Origin of the sequence: Kitasatospora sp. LaBMicrA B282 (assembly GCF_050325825.1) — a bacterium.
Lineage (GTDB): Bacteria > Actinomycetota > Actinomycetes > Streptomycetales > Streptomycetaceae > Kitasatospora.
Window position 1 is genome coordinate 24210 of the sequence record NZ_JBNQTI010000029.1, and the last position, 17686, is coordinate 41895.

At 71.4% G+C, this 17686-nt stretch carries 15 protein-coding genes; 7 read left to right on the forward strand and 8 right to left on the reverse strand.

Translation table 11 applies throughout. The annotated features are described in order from the left end of the window. Positions 1-31 precede the first annotated feature (31 nt). The gene (locus ACQRUO_RS11080; protein WP_428315626.1) at positions 32-784 is read left to right on the forward strand and encodes a serine hydrolase; all 753 of its coding nucleotides are present in this window, start codon (positions 32-34) and stop codon (positions 782-784) included. A 41-nt stretch (positions 785-825) separates the two neighbouring features. Further along, on the forward strand, positions 826-1551 hold the full coding sequence (locus ACQRUO_RS11085) for a class I SAM-dependent methyltransferase (protein ID WP_428315627.1): 726 nt from the start codon (positions 826-828) through the stop codon (positions 1549-1551). A gap of 85 nt (positions 1552-1636) precedes the next feature. Here the strand turns inward: ACQRUO_RS11085 and ACQRUO_RS11090 are convergent, their stop codons facing one another. The 3 genes from ACQRUO_RS11090 to ACQRUO_RS11100 form a co-directional block, all read right to left on the reverse strand. Next, positions 1637-4060 carry an SAM-dependent methyltransferase gene (locus tag ACQRUO_RS11090; RefSeq protein WP_428315628.1) on the reverse strand — a complete coding sequence of 808 codons (2424 nt, stop codon included), beginning with the start codon at positions 4058-4060 and terminating at the stop codon, positions 1637-1639. 6 nt (positions 4061-4066) lie between these two features. After that, positions 4067-4660 carry a hypothetical protein gene (locus tag ACQRUO_RS11095; protein ID WP_428315629.1) on the reverse strand — a complete coding sequence of 198 codons (594 nt, stop codon included), beginning with the start codon at positions 4658-4660 and terminating at the stop codon, positions 4067-4069. A gap of 440 nt (positions 4661-5100) precedes the next feature. After that, positions 5101-7335: an MMPL family transporter gene (locus tag ACQRUO_RS11100; protein WP_428315630.1), complete on the reverse strand. Its 2235-nt coding sequence runs from the start codon at positions 7333-7335 to the stop codon at positions 5101-5103. Positions 7336-7464: 129 nt separating this feature from the next. Between ACQRUO_RS11100 and ACQRUO_RS11105 the strand changes: the two genes are divergently transcribed. Continuing rightward, positions 7465-8121, forward strand: a complete 657-nt coding sequence (locus ACQRUO_RS11105) for a TetR/AcrR family transcriptional regulator (RefSeq protein ID WP_428315631.1) — start codon at positions 7465-7467, stop codon at positions 8119-8121. Positions 8122-8409: 288 nt separating this feature from the next. Here ACQRUO_RS11105 and ACQRUO_RS11110 read toward each other — a convergent pair whose 3' ends face one another. Then, positions 8410-9681 carry a phosphatase PAP2 family protein gene (locus tag ACQRUO_RS11110; protein ID WP_428315661.1) on the reverse strand — a complete coding sequence of 424 codons (1272 nt, stop codon included), beginning with the start codon at positions 9679-9681 and terminating at the stop codon, positions 8410-8412. Positions 9682-10022: 341 nt separating this feature from the next. Here ACQRUO_RS11110 and ACQRUO_RS11115 point away from each other — a divergent pair, with 341 nt between their 5' ends. Beyond that, positions 10023-10616 (forward strand): DUF1990 family protein, encoded by a 594-nt coding sequence (locus ACQRUO_RS11115; RefSeq protein ID WP_428315632.1) that lies wholly within the window; start codon positions 10023-10025, stop codon positions 10614-10616. Positions 10617-10736: 120 nt separating this feature from the next. Next, the gene (locus ACQRUO_RS11120) at positions 10737-11222 is read left to right on the forward strand and encodes an LURP-one-related/scramblase family protein (protein WP_428315633.1); all 486 of its coding nucleotides are present in this window, start codon (positions 10737-10739) and stop codon (positions 11220-11222) included. A 272-nt stretch (positions 11223-11494) separates the two neighbouring features. Here the strand turns inward: ACQRUO_RS11120 and ACQRUO_RS11125 are convergent, their stop codons facing one another. Continuing rightward, on the reverse strand, positions 11495-12139 hold the full coding sequence (locus ACQRUO_RS11125) for a hypothetical protein (protein ID WP_428315634.1): 645 nt from the start codon (positions 12137-12139) through the stop codon (positions 11495-11497). Between the two features lie 211 nt (positions 12140-12350). On the opposite strand from ACQRUO_RS11125, the gene ACQRUO_RS11130 reads away from it, so the two are divergent. Together ACQRUO_RS11130 and ACQRUO_RS11135 are read left to right on the forward strand one after the other, a co-directional pair. Next, a complete protein-coding gene (locus ACQRUO_RS11130) occupies positions 12351-12707 on the forward strand; it encodes a hypothetical protein (RefSeq protein ID WP_428315635.1) in 357 nt (118 codons plus the stop codon). A gap of 134 nt (positions 12708-12841) precedes the next feature. Next, the gene (locus ACQRUO_RS11135) at positions 12842-13591 is read left to right on the forward strand and encodes a DUF4241 domain-containing protein (RefSeq protein WP_428315636.1); all 750 of its coding nucleotides are present in this window, start codon (positions 12842-12844) and stop codon (positions 13589-13591) included. A gap of 29 nt (positions 13592-13620) precedes the next feature. On the opposite strand, the gene ACQRUO_RS11140 is transcribed toward ACQRUO_RS11135, so the two are convergent. From ACQRUO_RS11140 to ACQRUO_RS11150, 3 genes are read right to left on the reverse strand one after another with little or no spacing between them, the layout of a single operon-like run. After that, positions 13621-14040 carry a DUF6262 family protein gene (locus tag ACQRUO_RS11140; RefSeq protein ID WP_428315637.1) on the reverse strand — a complete coding sequence of 140 codons (420 nt, stop codon included), beginning with the start codon at positions 14038-14040 and terminating at the stop codon, positions 13621-13623. Continuing rightward, a complete protein-coding gene (locus tag ACQRUO_RS11145; RefSeq protein WP_428315638.1) occupies positions 14037-16211 on the reverse strand; it encodes a tyrosine-type recombinase/integrase in 2175 nt (724 codons plus the stop codon). The genes ACQRUO_RS11140 and ACQRUO_RS11145 overlap by 4 nt, the downstream gene beginning before the upstream one ends. Further along, positions 16208-17377, reverse strand: a complete 1170-nt coding sequence (locus ACQRUO_RS11150) for a tyrosine-type recombinase/integrase (RefSeq protein WP_428315639.1) — start codon at positions 17375-17377, stop codon at positions 16208-16210. The genes ACQRUO_RS11145 and ACQRUO_RS11150 overlap by 4 nt, the downstream gene beginning before the upstream one ends. Positions 17378-17686 lie beyond the last annotated feature (309 nt).

The window sequence follows — 17686 nt, forward strand, 5'->3', positions numbered from 1 at the left end:
GACCGGGCCGCCGTTCCCCTACCATGGCAGGGTGCTCTCGGTGGTGATCGCGCCCGGCCAGGGTGCTCCGGTGTTCACGCGCAACGCGCAGGTGCCGCACTATGCGGCCAGCACGATGAAGGCGGCGGTGCTGGCAGCCCTCTACCGCAGCGACCTGGACTGGGACGCGCGGGTACCGGTGGTGAACCGGTTCCGGTCCCGGACCGGCTCGGTGTACGGCAACGACCGCGCCGAGGACAGCGACCCGCTGCCCTGGGAGCGCCTGGGCGAGCAGGTGCCGCTGCGCTGGCTGGCCGAGCGGATGGTCAGCCACTCCTCCAACCTGGCCACCAACCTGTGCCTGCAGCAGGTCGGGCATCCCGCGGTGGCCGAGGTCTGGCGGCGGGCCGGGGCCAAGGGCGGCAGCCCGCGCGGGATCGAGGACGCCGCGGCCCGCAAGGCGGGGGTGAACAACCTGGTCAGCGCGCTGGACCTGGCGCGGCTGCTGCAGTCGCTGGAGCCCGAGGTGCTGGCGCTGCTGGAGCACAACACGCACCGGGTGGACCTGGCCGCCGGCCTGCCGCCCGGCGTCCGCCTGGCGGGCAAGAACGGCTGGATCACCGGGGTGCGGCTCAGCGCAGCCCTGGTCCACCCGGACGACGCGCCGCCCTACGTGCTGTCCGTCTGCTACACCGGACCGCTGGCCGGCGGTCGCGACGTCGAGGACCCCGCCGCACGGCTGCTCGCGCGCATCTCGCGCGGGGTGTGGCAGCGGCGCCACACCATCGCCGCCGCCGGACGCTGAGCGCGGTGCACGGTTCCCCCCCCGGACAAGGGAGCAGGGGCATGGAGCAGTACGACCTGATCAGTGAGCGCTTCGTCCAGCTGAAGCTGACCGCCGCGTATCCGGCGGCCGACACCTTCACGCTGCTGCGCGAGGTGGGACGGGTGCCGGGGGCGGCGGCGCTGGACGTGGCGTGCGGGTTCGGCTTCAACACCCGCCTGCTGGCCGGGCTGGGCGCGTACCCGGTGGTCGGGGTGGACATCTCGCCGGAGATGGTCCGCCTCGCCCGGGAGCACGAGGAGCACCAGCCGCTCGGCCTCAGCTACCGGGTCGCCGATGCCGCGAACCTGCCGGTGATCGGGGCCTTCGACCTGGCGACCGCGGTCTACCTGTTCAACTACGCCGCCACCGGGGACGCCCTGCGGGCGATGTTCGCGAGGATCCACGCCAACCTCAAGCCCGGCGGTCGCCTGGTCGCGCTGGTCCCCAACCCCTCCCCGTACCCGCACGGGAACTGGGACCCGTACGGCTTCCACGTCCACGAGCGGATCGCCGGCGGTGACGTCCCCCTGCTGAAGGGGGAGTTCCTGAGCGACCCCGCCGCCCCGCTGGAGTTCTACGAGTGGCAGCTCGCCGACCTCGCGGCAGCGGCGGCGGACTGCGGATTCACGTCGGTCCGCACCCGCCCGGTCACCCCACCCCCACCCACCGCAACGCGGGACGCGGCCTTCTGGCAGGGGTACGTCGACAACCCGGTCAGCAGCATGCTCACCTGCACCGCCGACTGACCGGACCGCCAGGACCCGGGCGCAGGGCGGCCAGCAGTACGTGCACCATGACGGGCCGCCGCTCAACGCAAGGACGGGCCGCCGCTCACAGGTCCGCCTCCCAGAGCGCCTGGTGCACGGTCCGCAGTGCCGTCGCCGACTGCTCCCAGCCGTGCCACCAGAAGAGTCCCCCGGTCCGGCTGGTGGCCGCGGCCAGCGCGGTCAACTGGGACCACGGCCGGGCGGGCACGGCGAACTGCGGGCGCCCGGCCAGGCGTTCGGCGTCCTCGGGCGCGACCGGCACCATGCCCATCAGGGTGAGCCGGGCGCCGTCCGAGGTGCTGCCCGTGCCGTGCAGCATCGGGTGCAGCGTGACCGGGTCGAGCAGCAGGGTGAGCGAGGCCTGCGGCAGGACGGCGGGGCCGTCGTACCAGCCGAGGCGCTTGCCGGCGCACTCGGCCTGCGGAATCCGCCGGCCGTCGAGGGCGAGGCCGGCCCCGTCCACCCGCAGCTCCAGCGCACCGGCGCCACCGCCGTCGGAGGACAGGCGAACCAGGTACGTGCCGTGCAGGTACGGCGGAACCGTGGTCTCGGCCACCGCCGCGGCGAACGGCACGGTGACGCCGTCCACTTCGAAGGCAGCGGTCCCGAGCGTCACGGCCGCGGTGGCCGCCGCGCCGTCGACGGTGACGCGGACCCGGGGAGCCGGCTCGTCCGCCTCCGGCGCCACCTCGACCAGGACCTCGCGGCCGGCGGCGTCGGTCGCCCGGTAGCGGCCGACGAGGTCGGCCGGCGGCGGGCCGGCCGGCAGCGGGTGCTCCTGGAAGCGGACCGCGAACTCCTTGGCAGCCGGCTGACCGGCGGGCCAGACGGCGCCGATCAGCCGGCGCTCCCAACGGCGGGTGAGCTCGCAGCGCAGCTCGCCGCTGCACGGGTTGCCGTCCTCGGCCCGCCAGCGCAGCACGCCGTGCTGGTAGCTCGGCCTGGCGACTTGCTGCCCGTCGAGGTAGAGGCGGTGCCGCCGCGGGTCGCCCGCCCGGCCCAGCAGGTAGAGGCTGCGGTCGCCGTCGGCCGTGCAGTACAGCCCGGTCCACGGGAAGAGCGATTCGGCGAGCAGGGCGTCCAGGTCGCGCCGGATCGTGTGCGGGTCCAAGCCCTGGCCGTCCGCCGTCCGCCACTCCTGGAACCCGCGTCGGGGATCCGAGCCGTCGCGGACCGCCGCCAGCAGGCTGCGCGCCACCGTCTTGCGGGACAGCAGGGTGCGCAGCAGGCGCGCGGTGTGGGCGTCGGGCCGGCGTTGCAGGCCCTTGGCGGCGGCGTGCATCGCGAGGTCCTCGCGCCGGGCCAGCAGCGCGCGTTCGGCCTCGGTGAGCTCCCCGGGCGACCACTCCCGCAGCGCCGCGACCGGGTCCCGGGTGAACCGGTCGCGCAGCCCGCTGTCCTGGCCCAGGGCGAGCAGGAAGCGGCCGGCGGCGGTGTCCTCCTGCCAGTGGTAGCCGCTGGGCACCCGGAAGTCCGCGAAGTCGTCGAAGGCGGCGAGCTCGCGCGGCCCGTAGGCGTCGCGCTGCGGCGGCGCGGCCTCGGTCGCACGGATGGTCCGGCCGGGTTGCAGCAGCCCCAGGCGTTCGAGCATCCGCGGGTCCGCCGGTGCGGTGACGGCCGGGGGCAGGTACCAGGTGGAGGCGCCGGTCACCCTGGACTGTGCGTCCGGGGAGCGCAGTTCGGCGATGGTGCGGCGGTCGACGACCGGGTCGATGCCCGGGTAGCGGGCGCCGGTGTAGTTGACCACGGTCTGGTCGGAGCCGTAGACCGCCTCCAGGTAGTCCAGCAGGACGGGCAGCCGGCTGTTGAAGAACCCGTTGCGCTGGTAGCCGAGTTCGCCGACCAGGCCGACCTGCCAGAGCACCAGGTGCAGCCCCGGGTCGATCCGCCGGCCGCGGAGCAGCAGGTCGGTGGCCTCGAAGGTCTGCATGCCGGGGGTGCTCGGGTCCACGCCGAGGTCGGCGCAGAGCACGTCCAGCGCGCTGATCCCCGGGCGCATCACCGCTCGGTGGCCCTCGCGGCGGGCGATCCGGACGGCCCGGTGGCTGGACAGGACGAAGAGGCCCGGGTGGCCGTAGAAGACCGCCGCCACCTTCTGGCCGGCCCGGACGAAGTGCAGGACGGCCTCGGTCATCTGAACGTAGGTCAGATACCTTTCCTTGGTGTCGTCGTAGAGGACGTAGAGGTCGTAGGCGTCCGGGCGCCAGGCCTTGATCTGCAGCACCGTCACCGGATCGGCCACGCAGTAGAGGACCTGGTCCGCCTCGCGGAGGATCCGCTCGTCGGCGCGGGTGAAGCCGGCCGCCTCGATGCCGGAGCCCAGGACGACCAACTCGCCCTTCCGGGACACCGGTTCCGCGGCGGCGGCGGGTTCGTGCGCGACCTGGTGCCGGGTGGCGGTGATGGCCGCGGCGAGCTCGATCCACCGGTCCTCGTGCGCGCGGCGGGTGGGGAAGCCGTCGAAGGGGTGCTGGTAGCGATCGTCCACGTCGCGTCAGGCCTCGTCGAGGTCGGTGCTGATGCCGAGGTCGGTGCTGATGCCGAGGTCGGCGTCCGTGTCGATGTCGACCACGGGCGGAGTGTCGACGATCATCACGACCGGGGCTTCGGCACCGGGCACAGGGGGCTCGCCCGACGGGACGGCGGCGACCTCCGGAACGAACAGGAGGCCTTCGGGCGTGGGGGGTTCGGCCCAGAGCGCGTCCACGACGAAGTCGATCCCCTGGGGCGATGGGGGCTCGCTCCACAGGATCGCGGCGTCGTCCGCGACGGACAGGGTCCCCTGGGGCGGCACCGGGGGCTCGCTCCACAGGATCGCGGCGTCGTCCGCGACGGACAGGATCCCTTCGGGCGTGGGGGGTTCGCTCCACAGGACGGCCGAATCGGCTCGGACGGCGTACTGGATCACCTGGGGCGCCGGGGGTTCCGCCCACAGGATGGCGGCGGCGGTCGTGCGCATCGGGGCCTGCGCACCCACCCCGACGCCCGGACCGACGCCGCTGGTGCCGCCGTCCGGAACGAGATCGATGTCCATGTCGATGTCCACGTCGATGTCGACCGGGTCGGACACCGTGCTGCTGCCACTCATGCTCGCCACCCCGCCCCTCATGAGCTGTCGTGTAGCGGAATCCCCACACGCCAACTGACGATTAGTCGGTTCTCGGAGGCCATGCTAGGGCGCGCAGCGTCGCACGTACATCCACCCGACGGCCACCGGGCCACCCAAGGGGCGATCCGCAGCTCAGCCCCGGCGGGGTGCCGGGACGGCGCCAGCCGACCGGCGGCGCCGGGTGGTGAGCGCGCAGGCGGGCGGGGCGGGGGTGGCCGGGGCGAGGCGGGCGAGCAGGCGGCGCAGGGACGTCCAACCGGGCACGGGGTCTCCAAGAGGTGCGGCAGTGCGTGCACCAAGGATGATCACTCGGCCGGGGTCGGGCTATCCGGAAAACGGCCGCGGCGGCGCCGATTGTGGATTGCGCGGGCCCGGGCGGTGGCAGTAACAAGCAGCCCTCCCCGGATCACGGCGCCCGGTCAACGAGCACCTCGCGGCTCTGGATGCGGCGCGGCAGGAGTCGTGACGGGCTGGGCGACGGCCGGTGCGGACGGTCCGCCGTCGCCCTCGATGTCCAGGTCGGGCAGGATCCGGTCGAGCCAGCGGGGCAGCCACCAGTTGCGCGTGCCCAGCAGGGTCATGCTCGCCGGGACGAGGACGCCCCGGACCACGGTCGCGTCCAGCAGGACGGCGCTCGCCAGGCCGAGGCCGAACATCTTCACCACCGGGTCGTCGTCGAGCAGGTAACTGAGGAAGACGCTCACCATGATCAACGCAGCCGAGGTGATGATCGGCCCGGTCCGGCCGAGGCCGCTGACCACGGCCCGCCGGTCGTCGCCGTCCCGCAGGTGGGACTCGCGGATCGCGCTCAGCAGGAACACCTCGTAGTCCATGGACAGGCCGAACAGGACCGCGAACATCAGCAGCGGCACGTACCCCGGCACCGGGACCGGACCGTGCAGTCCGATCAGCCGGCCGCCGTGGCCCTCCTGGAAGACGACCGTCAGGACGCCGTAGGAGGCGCCGGCCGCCAGGAGGTTCATCAGCACCGCCTTGACCGCCACCAGCGGGGAGCGGAAGGCGAGCAGCAGCAGGAGCGCCGCGACGGCCAGCACAGCGACGATGATCAGCGGCCCCCGGCCGGCGATCCGCCCGTTGAGGTCGGCCAGCGCGGCCGGGGTACCGCCCACGTGGGTGACCTGGCCGCTGCCCGCGGTGGCGGCGGGCAGGGTGGTGGCGCGCAGCCGGTGCACCAGGGTGGCGGTGGCCGGGTCGGCGGGTGCGGTCGCCGGGGTCACCTGCCAGCGCACCTGCCGCCCGCCCGCGGCGAGTTGGGCGGGGCCCACCGAGGCGACCTGCCGGGTCTGGCGCAGCGCGGAGGTGATGGCGGTCAGGCGCGGGTCGGAGGCGCCGGTGGCGGGGGTGGGCAGGGTGTCGGTGACCTGGAGCGGGCCGTTGATCCCGGGGCCGAAGGCGTCGGCCAGCAGGGTGTAGGCGGTGTGGCCGTCGGTGCCGACGGCGTCGTCACCGCCGTCGATCTGGCCGAACGTCAGCCGGCCGGCGGGCAACGCGAGCACGGTGAGCAGGAGCAGCGCGGCGAGCAGGGAGCGCCAGGGCCGGGCCACCACGAAGCCGGCGATCGCGGCCCAACCGCGCGGCCGGTCGGCGCGCTCGGCAGGCCCAGCCGTGTCGGCAGCCCGGCGCCCGGCTCCCAGGCGGTGCCCCTGCGCGGCGAGCACGGCGGGCAGCAGGGTCAGGTTCAGCGTCATCGCGACCAGGACGGCGATCGCCGGTGCCAGTGCCAGCGCGTAGAGGATCGGCAGTTGCCCCAGGCAGAGGCCGGCCAGGGCGGCGACCACCGAGGTACCGGCGAAGGCCACCGCCTTGCCGGAGCCCGCGGTGGTGCGGACGGCGGCCTCCTCGACGTCGACCCCGGCGGCCCGCAGTTCGCGGAACCGGGTCAGGCAGAAGAGCGTGTAGTCGATGCCGACGCCCAGGCCGATCATCGCCGCCACCGTCGCTCCGGCGGACGGCACGTCCATCACATGGCCGAGCAGCCCGATCACGGGCAGCGTGATGCCGAGCCCGATCCCCCCGGCGAGCAGCGGGAGTGCCGCCGCCGCGACGTTGCGGAGGGCGACGGCGAGGATGAGGAGTGCGGCGACGAGGCCGACGACCTCGCTGTACTCGGTCGGCCTGCGGTCGGCCCCGGCGGCCAGGTTGCCGCCCGGGGTGACCGCGATGCCTGCCGCGGTGGCCGGGGCCGCGGCCGCCACGATGTCCTTGGTGGTGACCGCGGTGAGGTCGCGGGCGGGGACGTCGAGGTCGATCGAGAGGTAGCCGGTGTGGCCGTCGGCGCTGAGTGCGGACTGGTCGGCCGGGTCCAGGAAGTCGGTGACGCCGACGACGTGCGGGACCCGGGCGATCGCCTGGGCGCTCTGCTCGACGGCGGCCCGCTGGGCGGTGGCGTCCAGCCGGGCCGCGCTCGGGGCGGTGTGCAGCACGAACGGCTGCGGGCCGGAGGCGGAGCCGGGGAAGGCGGAGTCCGCGATGCTCTTGGCCGCCTGGCTGTCACTGCCGGGCAGCGAGACCTCCTCGCTGGTGACGCGGCCGTAGCAGGCGACGGCGGCGAGGGCGGCGACGAGCAGCAGCAGCCACCCGGCCACCACCCGCCCGGGTCTGCGGGCGCACCAGCGCCCCACGGTGGTGAACATCGGCCCACGGCCCCTTCGACTGGCAAACTTATTGCACTCCGAGTGCAGCCGTAGAGTTGCACCGAGAGTGCAATAATGTCAACGCAAGGGTGCGAGGCAGCGCGAACCCGACGTCAGGAAGGAGCCCCGATGCCCGGCAACTCGGCGGCCACCGGCGGATCCGGCCGGCCCGTGGACGGCCGCACCGAGCGCGGTCGGCAGACCCGTGAGCGGATCATCGACGCCGTGCTCGCCCTGCTCGAGGAGGGCGAGACCAGGTTCGCCGCGGACCGGATCGCCGAACGCGCCGGAGTCTCCCGCCGCCTGGTGTTCCATCACTTCGCGGACATCGCCCAGCTCGCCGACGCCGCCATCGCCCGCCGGCTGGGCCAACTCGCCGCCCAGGCCCGGCCGCTGCCGATGCAGGGAGCGCGCGCGGTCCGGGTCGCGGCACTGGTCGAACAGCGGGCCCGCATCCTGGAGTGGATCACGCCCACCCGGCTCGCGATCGCCCGCCTGGACGACCCCTCCGACCGGATCCAGGAGCTGACGCGACAGATGCTCGACCTCGCCCGGCTCCGGCTGGCCGAGGTCTTCGCCGCCGAACTCGACCGGCTGCCCGAGCAGCGCCGCACCGACCTGCTCAACGGCCTGGACGCGGTCACCACCTGGAGCGCCTGGCACCACTGGCGGACCGCCGGCCTCGACCCCGAGCAGGCGCGCCGCACGATGGCGGCCACCGTGCACGCCCTGCTGAGCTCGGCCGACCAGTCGGACGCCGCGGACCCGCCGCCGGACAGCCCCTAGCCGGGCCACCGCCCAGCCGACCGGCGGCCCTAGCCGGGCCACTGCGTCCGACAGCCAGCCGGTGTCGGTGGTGGCGCCCTGGGTGTCCCAGGTCGCGTAGAGCGTCCCGTCCGGACCGAGCGCCTCGGCGCCGTCGATCCACCACTCGGTGCTGTTCATCGTCCCGGCGCCGGCGCCGATCCGGCCGGCCTCCCCTGCCCCGCCCCGCCCCGCCCCGAGGGGTGACCTCCGTCACTCCCGACCCGGCCGACCCGACGCGGACCGGCCCGCCCGCCCCGCCCGCCCCGCTCAGACCAGTTCGAGCTGCCGCTCCGGCTGCCGCACCGGCACGGCCGTCGGCTCCCACCGCTTGGTGGTCCGCACGAATCCGTAGATCACCGAGGTCATCCCCAGCACGAGCAGCGGCCCGAACACCCACGGATGCCCGCCCATTTCCGTCGGCAGATAGCGATAGGACACCAGGAACGCGAGGAACACCGTCGTGCCGTAGGCGACCAGCCGGGTTGCCGACCGATCCCACCCGCGGGCGAGCGCACGCAACGCCACCTCGATCGTGAGCGCGAACACCACACCGGCGACGATGTCCGTGCCGTAGTGGTAACCGAATCCGAGCGTCGCGCCGAGCGTGGCCAACAGCCAGAGCGCGCCCGCGATCTGCAGCAGCCTCGGCGCCTTGCGCGAGTGCACGAAGATCGTGGTCGCCCATGCGATGTGCAGGCTGGGCATGCAGTTGCGCGGGGTGACCCCGTCGAAAAGCATCCGGTGCGGGGTGCCGATCGGCACCGGCGTGTTGGGCCACTGGTCGGCCACCGCCCAGTGGCCGCCGCCGGAGCCGAACGCGAAGACCGGCCCGACCACCGGGAACAGCAGGTAGATGGCCGGCCCGAGCAGGCCGATCACCAGGAAGGTGCGCACCAGATGGTGTTCCGGGAAGCGGCGCTCGACGGCCACGTTCCGCAGCTGGTAGAGCGCGACCACGACCGCGGCCACGGGGAGCTGTATGTAGACGAATTCGAGCACGTGGGTCCCGATCGGACCGGTGGCCCTGACCAACCGGCCCACCAGCCACGACGGGTTGCCCAGCGCGTGGTCCGCGGTCGCCACGTACTGGTCGAGGACCACCGGGCGGGTCTTCGACGTGATGAGCAGCCAGATGTCACCGGTCTTGCGCCCGGCCACCAGCAGCAGGCCCAGCCCGACGCCCTTCAGCAGCAGGATGCGTTCGCGGCCGGTGCGGCGTGTGACGGCGATCACCGCACACCCCAGGATCACCCACAGGGCGCCGTTGCCGAAGTTCATCCGGACGTCGAACGCCAACCGCACCAGGCAGAACACCAGGTCGATGCCGATCGCGGTGCCGAGCGCGATGAGCCGTTGCCGCCACGGGAACACCACGAGCATGAGCCCCATGGCGGTGTACAACAACGGCCCCGACTTGGGAGTGAGGATCACCTCCCGGGCCTGGTTGGTGATCGGCCCCGGCATACCGTAATGACGCGCGACGATCTCCAGGGCGATGAGGGACCCGAGCATCACCACACCGGCGACGGCCCACAACACGTTCCGTGCCGAGTACCGTGCGCCGGACGTCTCTTTGCTGTTTATTCGCGAAAGCACCCGTGCCGCTATAGATATCAATTTATTGGCCGCTTTATGAGATTTTGGTCGACTTGGACGTGCTTCATGCCCACGACGGCGGCGCCGGGTGGGCATGATTTGCCAGCGAAGGACGCACGACGACGATGGCGATCACCACAAGGTCGATCATGTTATCTGATCGTCACGGGCGAGTTCCGTCGGCCACGAACCGTACGGCGGTCACCCGATCCTGCGCAGGACGAACCACCCGACCCCCGGGAGTCGACGACGACCGGGGCCGGCCGGTGAGAGACTCGGCAGTCATGAAGCCCCGAGGCCACGACCCGGCCGGTCACCCGGCGATCGAGGAGATCGTCCGCCGCCATCGCGCGGCCTGCGCCGCCGCACCCAGCTACCCGGAGGTCGGCGCCACCCGGGCGGCCGCGCTGCCGCCCGGCTACTCCTGGCTGCGCCGCCGGATCCACCTCGGCCGCGGGCCCGCGGTGTTGGACCGCGCCGGCGAGTACGTCCTCCGCTGGGGCACGCAGTTGGGCACGGGCTTCGCGATCCACCCGCCGCCCGCCCGGATCACACCCGGCGACACCGTGCTGCTGCGGGTCGGCCTGCCCCACCTGCGCCGGCCGCGACTGGTGGTCCCGTGCCGGGTGATCTGGACCGTCGAGCAGCCCGACCGGATCGGCTTCGCCTACGGCACGCTGCCCGGGCACCCGGAGTGCGGCGAGGAGTCCTTCGTGGTGAGCCTGGACGCGGCCGGCGACGTGTGGTTCGAGGTGACCGCCTTCTCCCGCCCGGCAGCCTGGTACGCCCGCCTCGGTGGGCCGCTGACCGCGGTCCTGCAGCACCTGGCGACCGAGCGGTACCTCCGGTCGGTGGCCCGGGCGGCCGCAGCGGACTGACCGCCCGGCCGCCGCACCGATTCCGGCGCTGCCGCGTTTCCCTGCCCCGCACGCGGGCGGCCGGGTGGGACAGTGGCGGGAGGCCCGGCGGGGCCGCCGCCCACGGAACAGGAGTCGGGAATGAAGTACCAGGTCAAGGAGCGGATCTTCGGGATCGGCGAGGACTACTGGATCGAGGACGAGCACGGCGCGAAGGCGTTCCTGGTGGACGGGAAGGTGCTGCGGATCCGGGAGACCTTCGAGCTGAAGGACGCGGGCGGACGGGTCCTGGCGGTGATCCGGCACAAGGCCCTGTCGGTCCGGGACGCGATGCGGATCGAGGACGCGGGCGGCCACGCGGTGGCGACCGTGCGCAAGAAGCTCTTCACCCCGTTCCGGGACAAGTACCACGTGGAACTGGCGGACGGCGACGAGCTGGAGATCCACGGCGACCTGATCGGCAAGGACTACCGGATCGAGTCGCACGGCAAGCGGATCGCCGAGATCTCCCGCAGGTGGTTCCGCATCCACGACCACTACGGCGTCAACATCACCGCCGGCGCGGACGTCGCCCTGCTCCTCGCGGTGGCGGTCTGCGTGGACCACCTGGTCCGCGAGGACGCCTGAGCGCCGGAGCCGAGCGCTCCCGGCTGCGCGGGGCCGGCAGGCTCGGAGTGGAGGAGCCGGCAGGCTCGGGGGGCAGGAGCGGGCAGCCGAAGGCTGGCTGATCGACCGGGAGTTCGCCGAGGGGATCCCGGTCTCCCGGGCCGAGCTCGCCCGCAGTGTCCGCGGAGACGACGACCGCCTCTCCTGCCGGGCGGCCTGACGGTCCGTCCGCCCGACACCGAAGCGGGTGGCGCACGGAGCTGCGGCGCTCCGTCGCGGCCGAACCCCGGGTGTCAGTGGAAGACGATGGCCTGCCCCCCGTCGAGGCTCGCTCGGCAGGCGCGGTGGAGCTGGTACCAGGTGAACCGCTCCATCGCGAAGGGCGTGTCGGGGTCGAAGTCGGCGAGGGCGGACTCCGTGGCGGCGGAGAGCGTGCCATCGGGGGCGAGGTCGATGCCGAGCGACGGCGCGACGCGCGCCAGTTCGGCCAGCAGCTGCTGGGTGGAGCCGACCATGCCGTACCCGTCGACGCCCGCCTCCGGGGAGAGGAAGAGCGGCGCGGCGAAGTCGACCGGTACGTAGTAGCCAGAGTTGTCGGCGTGGCACAGCAGGTGGGAGGCGAGCACGGACGCCTCGTCCTGGATCTTCTCGCAGTCGCGCTCGTACTGACGGTCGTCGGTCTCCGCCGCGGGGGTCAGCGGTTCGCCGCGTCCGGCGAGCACGAAGACGCGGCGCAGGTGGGTCAGGAAGCTGTACGGAAAGCCCGCCGCGACAGCGGCAACGGCGGGCGGATCGCTGATCTCCGGCTCGTGCCAGTCGATGCCGCCGACCGCGAGGGCCTTGCTCAGGCGCGCGAACGCGCCGCGGTGGTACGCCAGTCCGTCGGCGTCGTGGCGTGCCTGGCTGTCCAGGAGCCCCACGGTGATCGAAAGTCCCATGCCGCACACGGTAGCGATCACCGCTGACAGCGGCTGAGGAGCCGTCATCTCCAGCCGCGCGCTGACCAAACCTCAGCTCAGCGGCACCACAGAGACGTTCTACGCGCGTCACCGACTATTCATCATATGAACCCTTCGGCGGGCACCACCGCGCTGCTGTCATGGACACATCCGCGCGGCCCCACGCCGGGCCAACTCCTTTGGAGCCTCCATGCGTTCCCTGCAGCGACGGTTCGCGACCGCCGGCACCGCCCTGGTCCTCACCACCGGGTCGTTCGCCCTCGCCTGGGCTCCCACCGCCCAGGCCGCCCCCGCCGCCGCGGCCCAGACGGCCGACACCGCCGGCTGCTCGCAGTCCTACCTGCCGCTGCCCGACCCCAACTGCACGCCCGGCGCGCTGAACCCGGACGTCACCCAGGACACCATCGACTCCACCATATGCGTCTCCGGTTGGACCTCGACCATCCGTCCGTCGACCAGCTACACCAACCGCCTGAAGGCGCAGGGCATCGCCGACTACGGCTACGCCGACACCAACATGTCGGACTACGAGGAGGACCACTTCTGATCCGGCGTTGTGAGAGCAAGCATGTCTATCTGTGCTGGTGATGGTGTCGGCGGCATGACGTCGACGGCTACCGCCTGAGAGTGCACGAGTGCCCCTGTGTGCACGGTGTCGGCAGCGCCGCTTATTGTTCGGCCATGGGTAGCGCGGTAGATGTCCGGCTGGCGGCCGGACCCAAGGAAGACTGGTTTCTGAGGTCGGTCTTCAATCCGGGGGCGCGGCTTGGAACACGTCCCGATGATCCGGCGACGTCCGTCCGGGTCGTCGAGGTGACCGAGGTCACCAGGCTCCGGATCCCCAGCGGCCGTCTCATCGTGGACTCGCCCTGGCCCGAAGACGGCGACCGGGAGCTGAGAACACCAGTCGGCCGGGAACTGGCAGAGCGAATCACGCCCGGCACCTTCCGTGTGGAGGCCGCGTGGACGGAAGCGCCGTATGAGTTCATGGGCGAGCATTTCGACGGCCGGGAGGTTGCCGCCGTCCGCCTCTGCATCACCGATGACCCTGTGACTGGCTGGGAGATGGCCCTCGGCATCGATGACGACGTCGAGATGATCCGCCCAGGTGACCGGATCGGTTTCAACTCCGAAGCAAATGAGGGAAGTTTCGCCGATGCCGCTGCCTGGCCGGCGTTGACCGCTCCGTTCCGTGAGTTCTGGCGAGGGCTCCGGGATGGCCTTCAGCAACCAACGCTCCGTGCCACTGAGAGCCTGTCCGACGGCCGCTTCGAGCGGGCGAGAGACGAAGCCCGGGGAGCGGACCTCGTGACATTCGCCGCCGAGGGGAGTTGCATCATCTGGCTGGGGCGGACGGAGACCGGGAGCATCGCCTCGATCGTCGCCGTGGCCTACGGCTACCACTCGTTCTCCGGAGGCCCTTCGGCCTGAGGCCCCGGGAGGGAAGCACCGTCTCCTGATTAGGCAGATTTATCCGCTGCTTCTCTCAACTGCCGCCTCAAACCGAGGAGTTCACCATGTGCGACCTCTAGAGCCTGGCGAAGCTCGGCCACCTCCTCACGATGCTTGCGCCGGACGTCCGCCAGTTCCTGGCTCAGCCGCCGGACCAGTGTGCTGGAGGCGGCGTCGACGTCCGGGACGCTGCTGCTCGACGCTGGCGCTCCGGATCTGCGCGCCCGCCGCAGGGCCTCGACCTGGCCGCGCAGATCGGGGTGTCGGTAGATGAAGTCGGTGGACACGCCGGCCGCAGCGGCCAGGCCCTTCACCGTGATCGAGCCTCCGTCCTTACGGGCTTGGCGAAGGGCCTTCTGAACGGCCTTCTCGGCGTTCTCGGTCCGCCGTCGGGCGGCGTCGGCCAGGGCCTCGGTGCTGCGGTTCACGACGCGCTCTCCTCATCGCTGCTGGGCTGATCCTCAACGCGCTGCTGCGGCGCCCCGGCGCCGCGCAGGGGGACGATGGTGCCGTCGTCACGGCGTACGGAGTCGATGGCGTGCAGGATCCCGCCGAGCGCGGCGAGCTCCTCGTTGCGGCCCTTCAGCCAGACGTTGTCGTCGCCCATGGCCTCGCCGAAGCGTTCCTGGTGAGCGTTCTGGCGGCGCTTGACCAGTGCTCGGGTCTCGTCGCGTTGGCGGAGGAGGGCGTCGGTGAAGGTGGCATCGGTGACGAACTTCGTGCAGGACAGGCAGGCGTTGCCCTTGTCACAGGCCTGCCGGGGCGGGAGGGTGCAGTAGCCGTTCGGCAGGACGCGGTCGGTGCGCTTGTCCAAGGCCAGGGCTTCGAACATCTCGGCTGGGTCGCGCTGGTAGTCGCGGCCGTCGGCGGTGATCTTCTTGTAGCGCAGGAACTCGCTCTCCGCGACGGTGGCCAGGGTCTTCGCGTAGTGCATGAACATGGTCGGCGTCTTGTGCCCCATGTAGCGCATGGCCACGTGGATCGGAACTCCGGCGTTGAGCAGGCTTGTTGCGCGGGTGTGCCGGAAGGTGTGGGTCTTGGACACCTTGACCCGGTGGCCCTGCTCGTCCCGCAGGTCGATCTTCTCGGAGAAGGCAGTCAGCCGGTTGTGCAGCCCGCTGAGCGGGTAGTGCCGGTCGCCGTTGCGGTTGTTGAGCTGGCCAAGGAACAGGTACTTCGGTGTCACACCGGGCTTGCCCTGCTCGGTCATGAAAGCCAGGGCATAGTTCTGCTGCTCGTGGATCAGGTCGACGGCCTCCTGGTCGACCAGGATGGTGTTGTCATCGGTGATGATCTTCGTCTGCTGGTAGCGCAACCGCGCGACATGCCCGTTCGGGTCAGGGAACGGGATGGCCACCAGCGGGTCGTAGTCGAGCAAGGTGATCTCGCTGATTCGGCGGCCGGTCTTGATCAGCAAGCCAAGGATGCGAACCAGCTGCTCGTCGCCGAAGCCGCCCTCGGTCTTGGGGATGGCGAGCAGTTCGCTGTGCTCAGCGATGCGGCTGACGACCGCGTCCGACAGCACCGATTCCGGCGGCGGAGCCTTCGGGCCCGTCGGCTTGTCCCCGAACCGGAAGAGCAGGGCGTGCTGCAGCCCCAGCCGCAGCCACCGTGGCTCTCCCAGTTCCGCGGATGCGGCCTGCTGCTCTTCGAACATGAACCGGTAGAGCTGTTCGGGAGAGGTCATCGCGGCTCGGCGCTGAATAGCACCCAGAGTGGAGCCCTTGTTCGGCCCGGTGGCTGCCTTCTGCCTGCCCATCCACTGCCGGAAGCCTTGCACCCACTGGCCGAGCTCGTGGTGGTCATCGCGGATCTGCGGGCCATCACAACCGGTGAGGTCAAGGTAGCGCTGGAACCACACCAGCGAGTGCAGGCGGGCCTGAACCGTACTCCAGGTGTAGACACCCCGTTCGAGCTGCCGCGACAGCCACCACTTGGCCGCCTGCTGTAACCAGGACGTGGTCAGGTGGCTGAAGTAGGCGAGGTTGTTGCGTTGCGGCTCGTGCTCCCGCAAGGGGATGCGGGTATCCAGAAGCGGGTTCCAGACGTTCAGCTCCCACCAGTCGCCCTGGTGGTAGACGTGAACCAGCAGGTCCAGGAACCGGCCGAGTAGTTGCCCAAGGTGCCTGAACTGTCCAGGGGCAAGCGGGTCACCTCGACGCGTGCGGACCTTCCGGATCGCACGCAGCCATTCCTCACGCGGGAGGTCGACCAAGCTCTTCACGTGCGCATATTTCGGGTCGGCGACGACCAGTGCGATCTGGCGGGTCAGCTTCGCGGTCTGCTGTGCCTGGATGCGCATTCCCAGCTGAACCTGTCGCTCGATCGCCCACGCGAACTCGACGGCCATGCCGTCCGGCAGGTCCGCGAAGTTCAACGCGACGCTCTTCTCGCGCTCGCGGTAGGCCGGCTGGTTCTCCAGGATCGCGTCCAACCAGTGCGCCGGCATCGTCGCCCGCGTGAAGTACCGCGCGCGGGCCTCGGTCGGCAGGGTCTCGGAGAGTTTCTGGTTGATCTCCGCACTGAACAGGCCCTGTTGGCCCAGCCGCGGGTCGGACTTCTCCGTCCTGCGGGCTTGGTAGACGGCTGGCTCGGTCATGCTGCGGCTCCCCATCGGGCGACCAGGCTCTTCCAGTCGGCGGCGGCCCGCATCGCGGCATCCTCGGTGACATGGGCGTAGGTGGTCAGCAGCGTGTGGATGTCGCTGTGCCCGAGCCTCCGTTGTACGACGTGCTCCGGCACGCCGGCCAGCAACAGCGCGGTGGCGTGACTGTGGCGGAACCAGTGCGGTGTCCAGGCGCCCGGCAGCAGGGGGTGGCGCTTCTTGAAGCCGTCGATCCAGTCGTAGACCGTCTCCGGTCGAAGCGGCCGTCCGAACTCGCCCCGGTACAGGTTCACGAAGACCGGGAGGTCGTCTTGCACATCGAGCCCCTGCTCGACGAGGAGGAACAGGTACTCGCCGTAGAGGTCGTCGAGTTCGTCGCTGAGGTAGATCCGCCGGTAGCGCTGGTTCTTCACCCGCAACCGCCGACGCCGGTCCTCAAGCGGCTGTACCTCCAGGAACGCGGTCGTCCCCGTGCCGGGCTGCCAGTCGCGGTGGCGTAGCAGGAGAGCCTCGGCCAGGCGGAGGCCAGTCTCCTCCAGGAGCGTCCAAAACAGCCGGAGCCGCAGGTCCCCGCGCCAGCCGGCGCCGGACTCGAACCGCCCTGCGTCGTCTTTGATCACTGCCACCTGTTTGGGAGTCAGGAACGGGGGCGGAGCCTTCGGGTCACGGCGCCGCCCGATCACTCGGCGGTCCTGCCCACCGCCGAGATGGCCGAGGAACGAGGCGTACCGGCGGTGGGCCTCCATGGATCCGCCTTTGACGTGCTCGTAGAACTGCCGAGCCGCTGGCACACCGGTCACGATGGCGTGGTGCCGGTAGAAGCTCAGCACTGAAGTCAGGCTCACGTCGACGGTGCTGCTGGCCGCAGCTTTCTCGGGCCGTAGGGCAACCACCGTGGGGTCCGAGCCCCGGTTGCGCAGGCGCCGCACGAACGAGGCGAGATCGTCCACGCCGACCCGGCGCCAGTCCAGGCCGCGGTCCTCCAGCATCGACCACCACTGCGCGAGGCCGTACGCGTACAGCCGCACGGTGTTGGGCGAGTACTTCTCCTGCCGCAGGTACTCCAAGTAGACCTCGACGGGTTCCACGACCCGCCACTGCCGGTCGAGGACGACGTAGGTCGCCTCCTCGCCGATCACAACACGCTGCCGCACTGCCATGGCGCCGACCGTAGCCACTCCCCGGAGGCGACAGTGCCCGATCGTCAGCGACGTCACCGTCACGAGCGAACTACACCGGATAGCGCATCGAAACCAGTGCGAATCAGCTACAGGGCCAAGCGTCGACGTCGTCAGCGGCAGCAGATCTCAACCCCGGACAGCACTTCATCCCGCTGGAGCTCGGCGGCTCGCCGACCGACCCGCTGAACCTGTGGCCCCAGCCGCACGCCACCACCAACGGCTACGGCTCCTACCAGAAGGACCACGTGGAGAACGCGCTCAAGCAGGCGGTCTGCAACGGCACGGTCA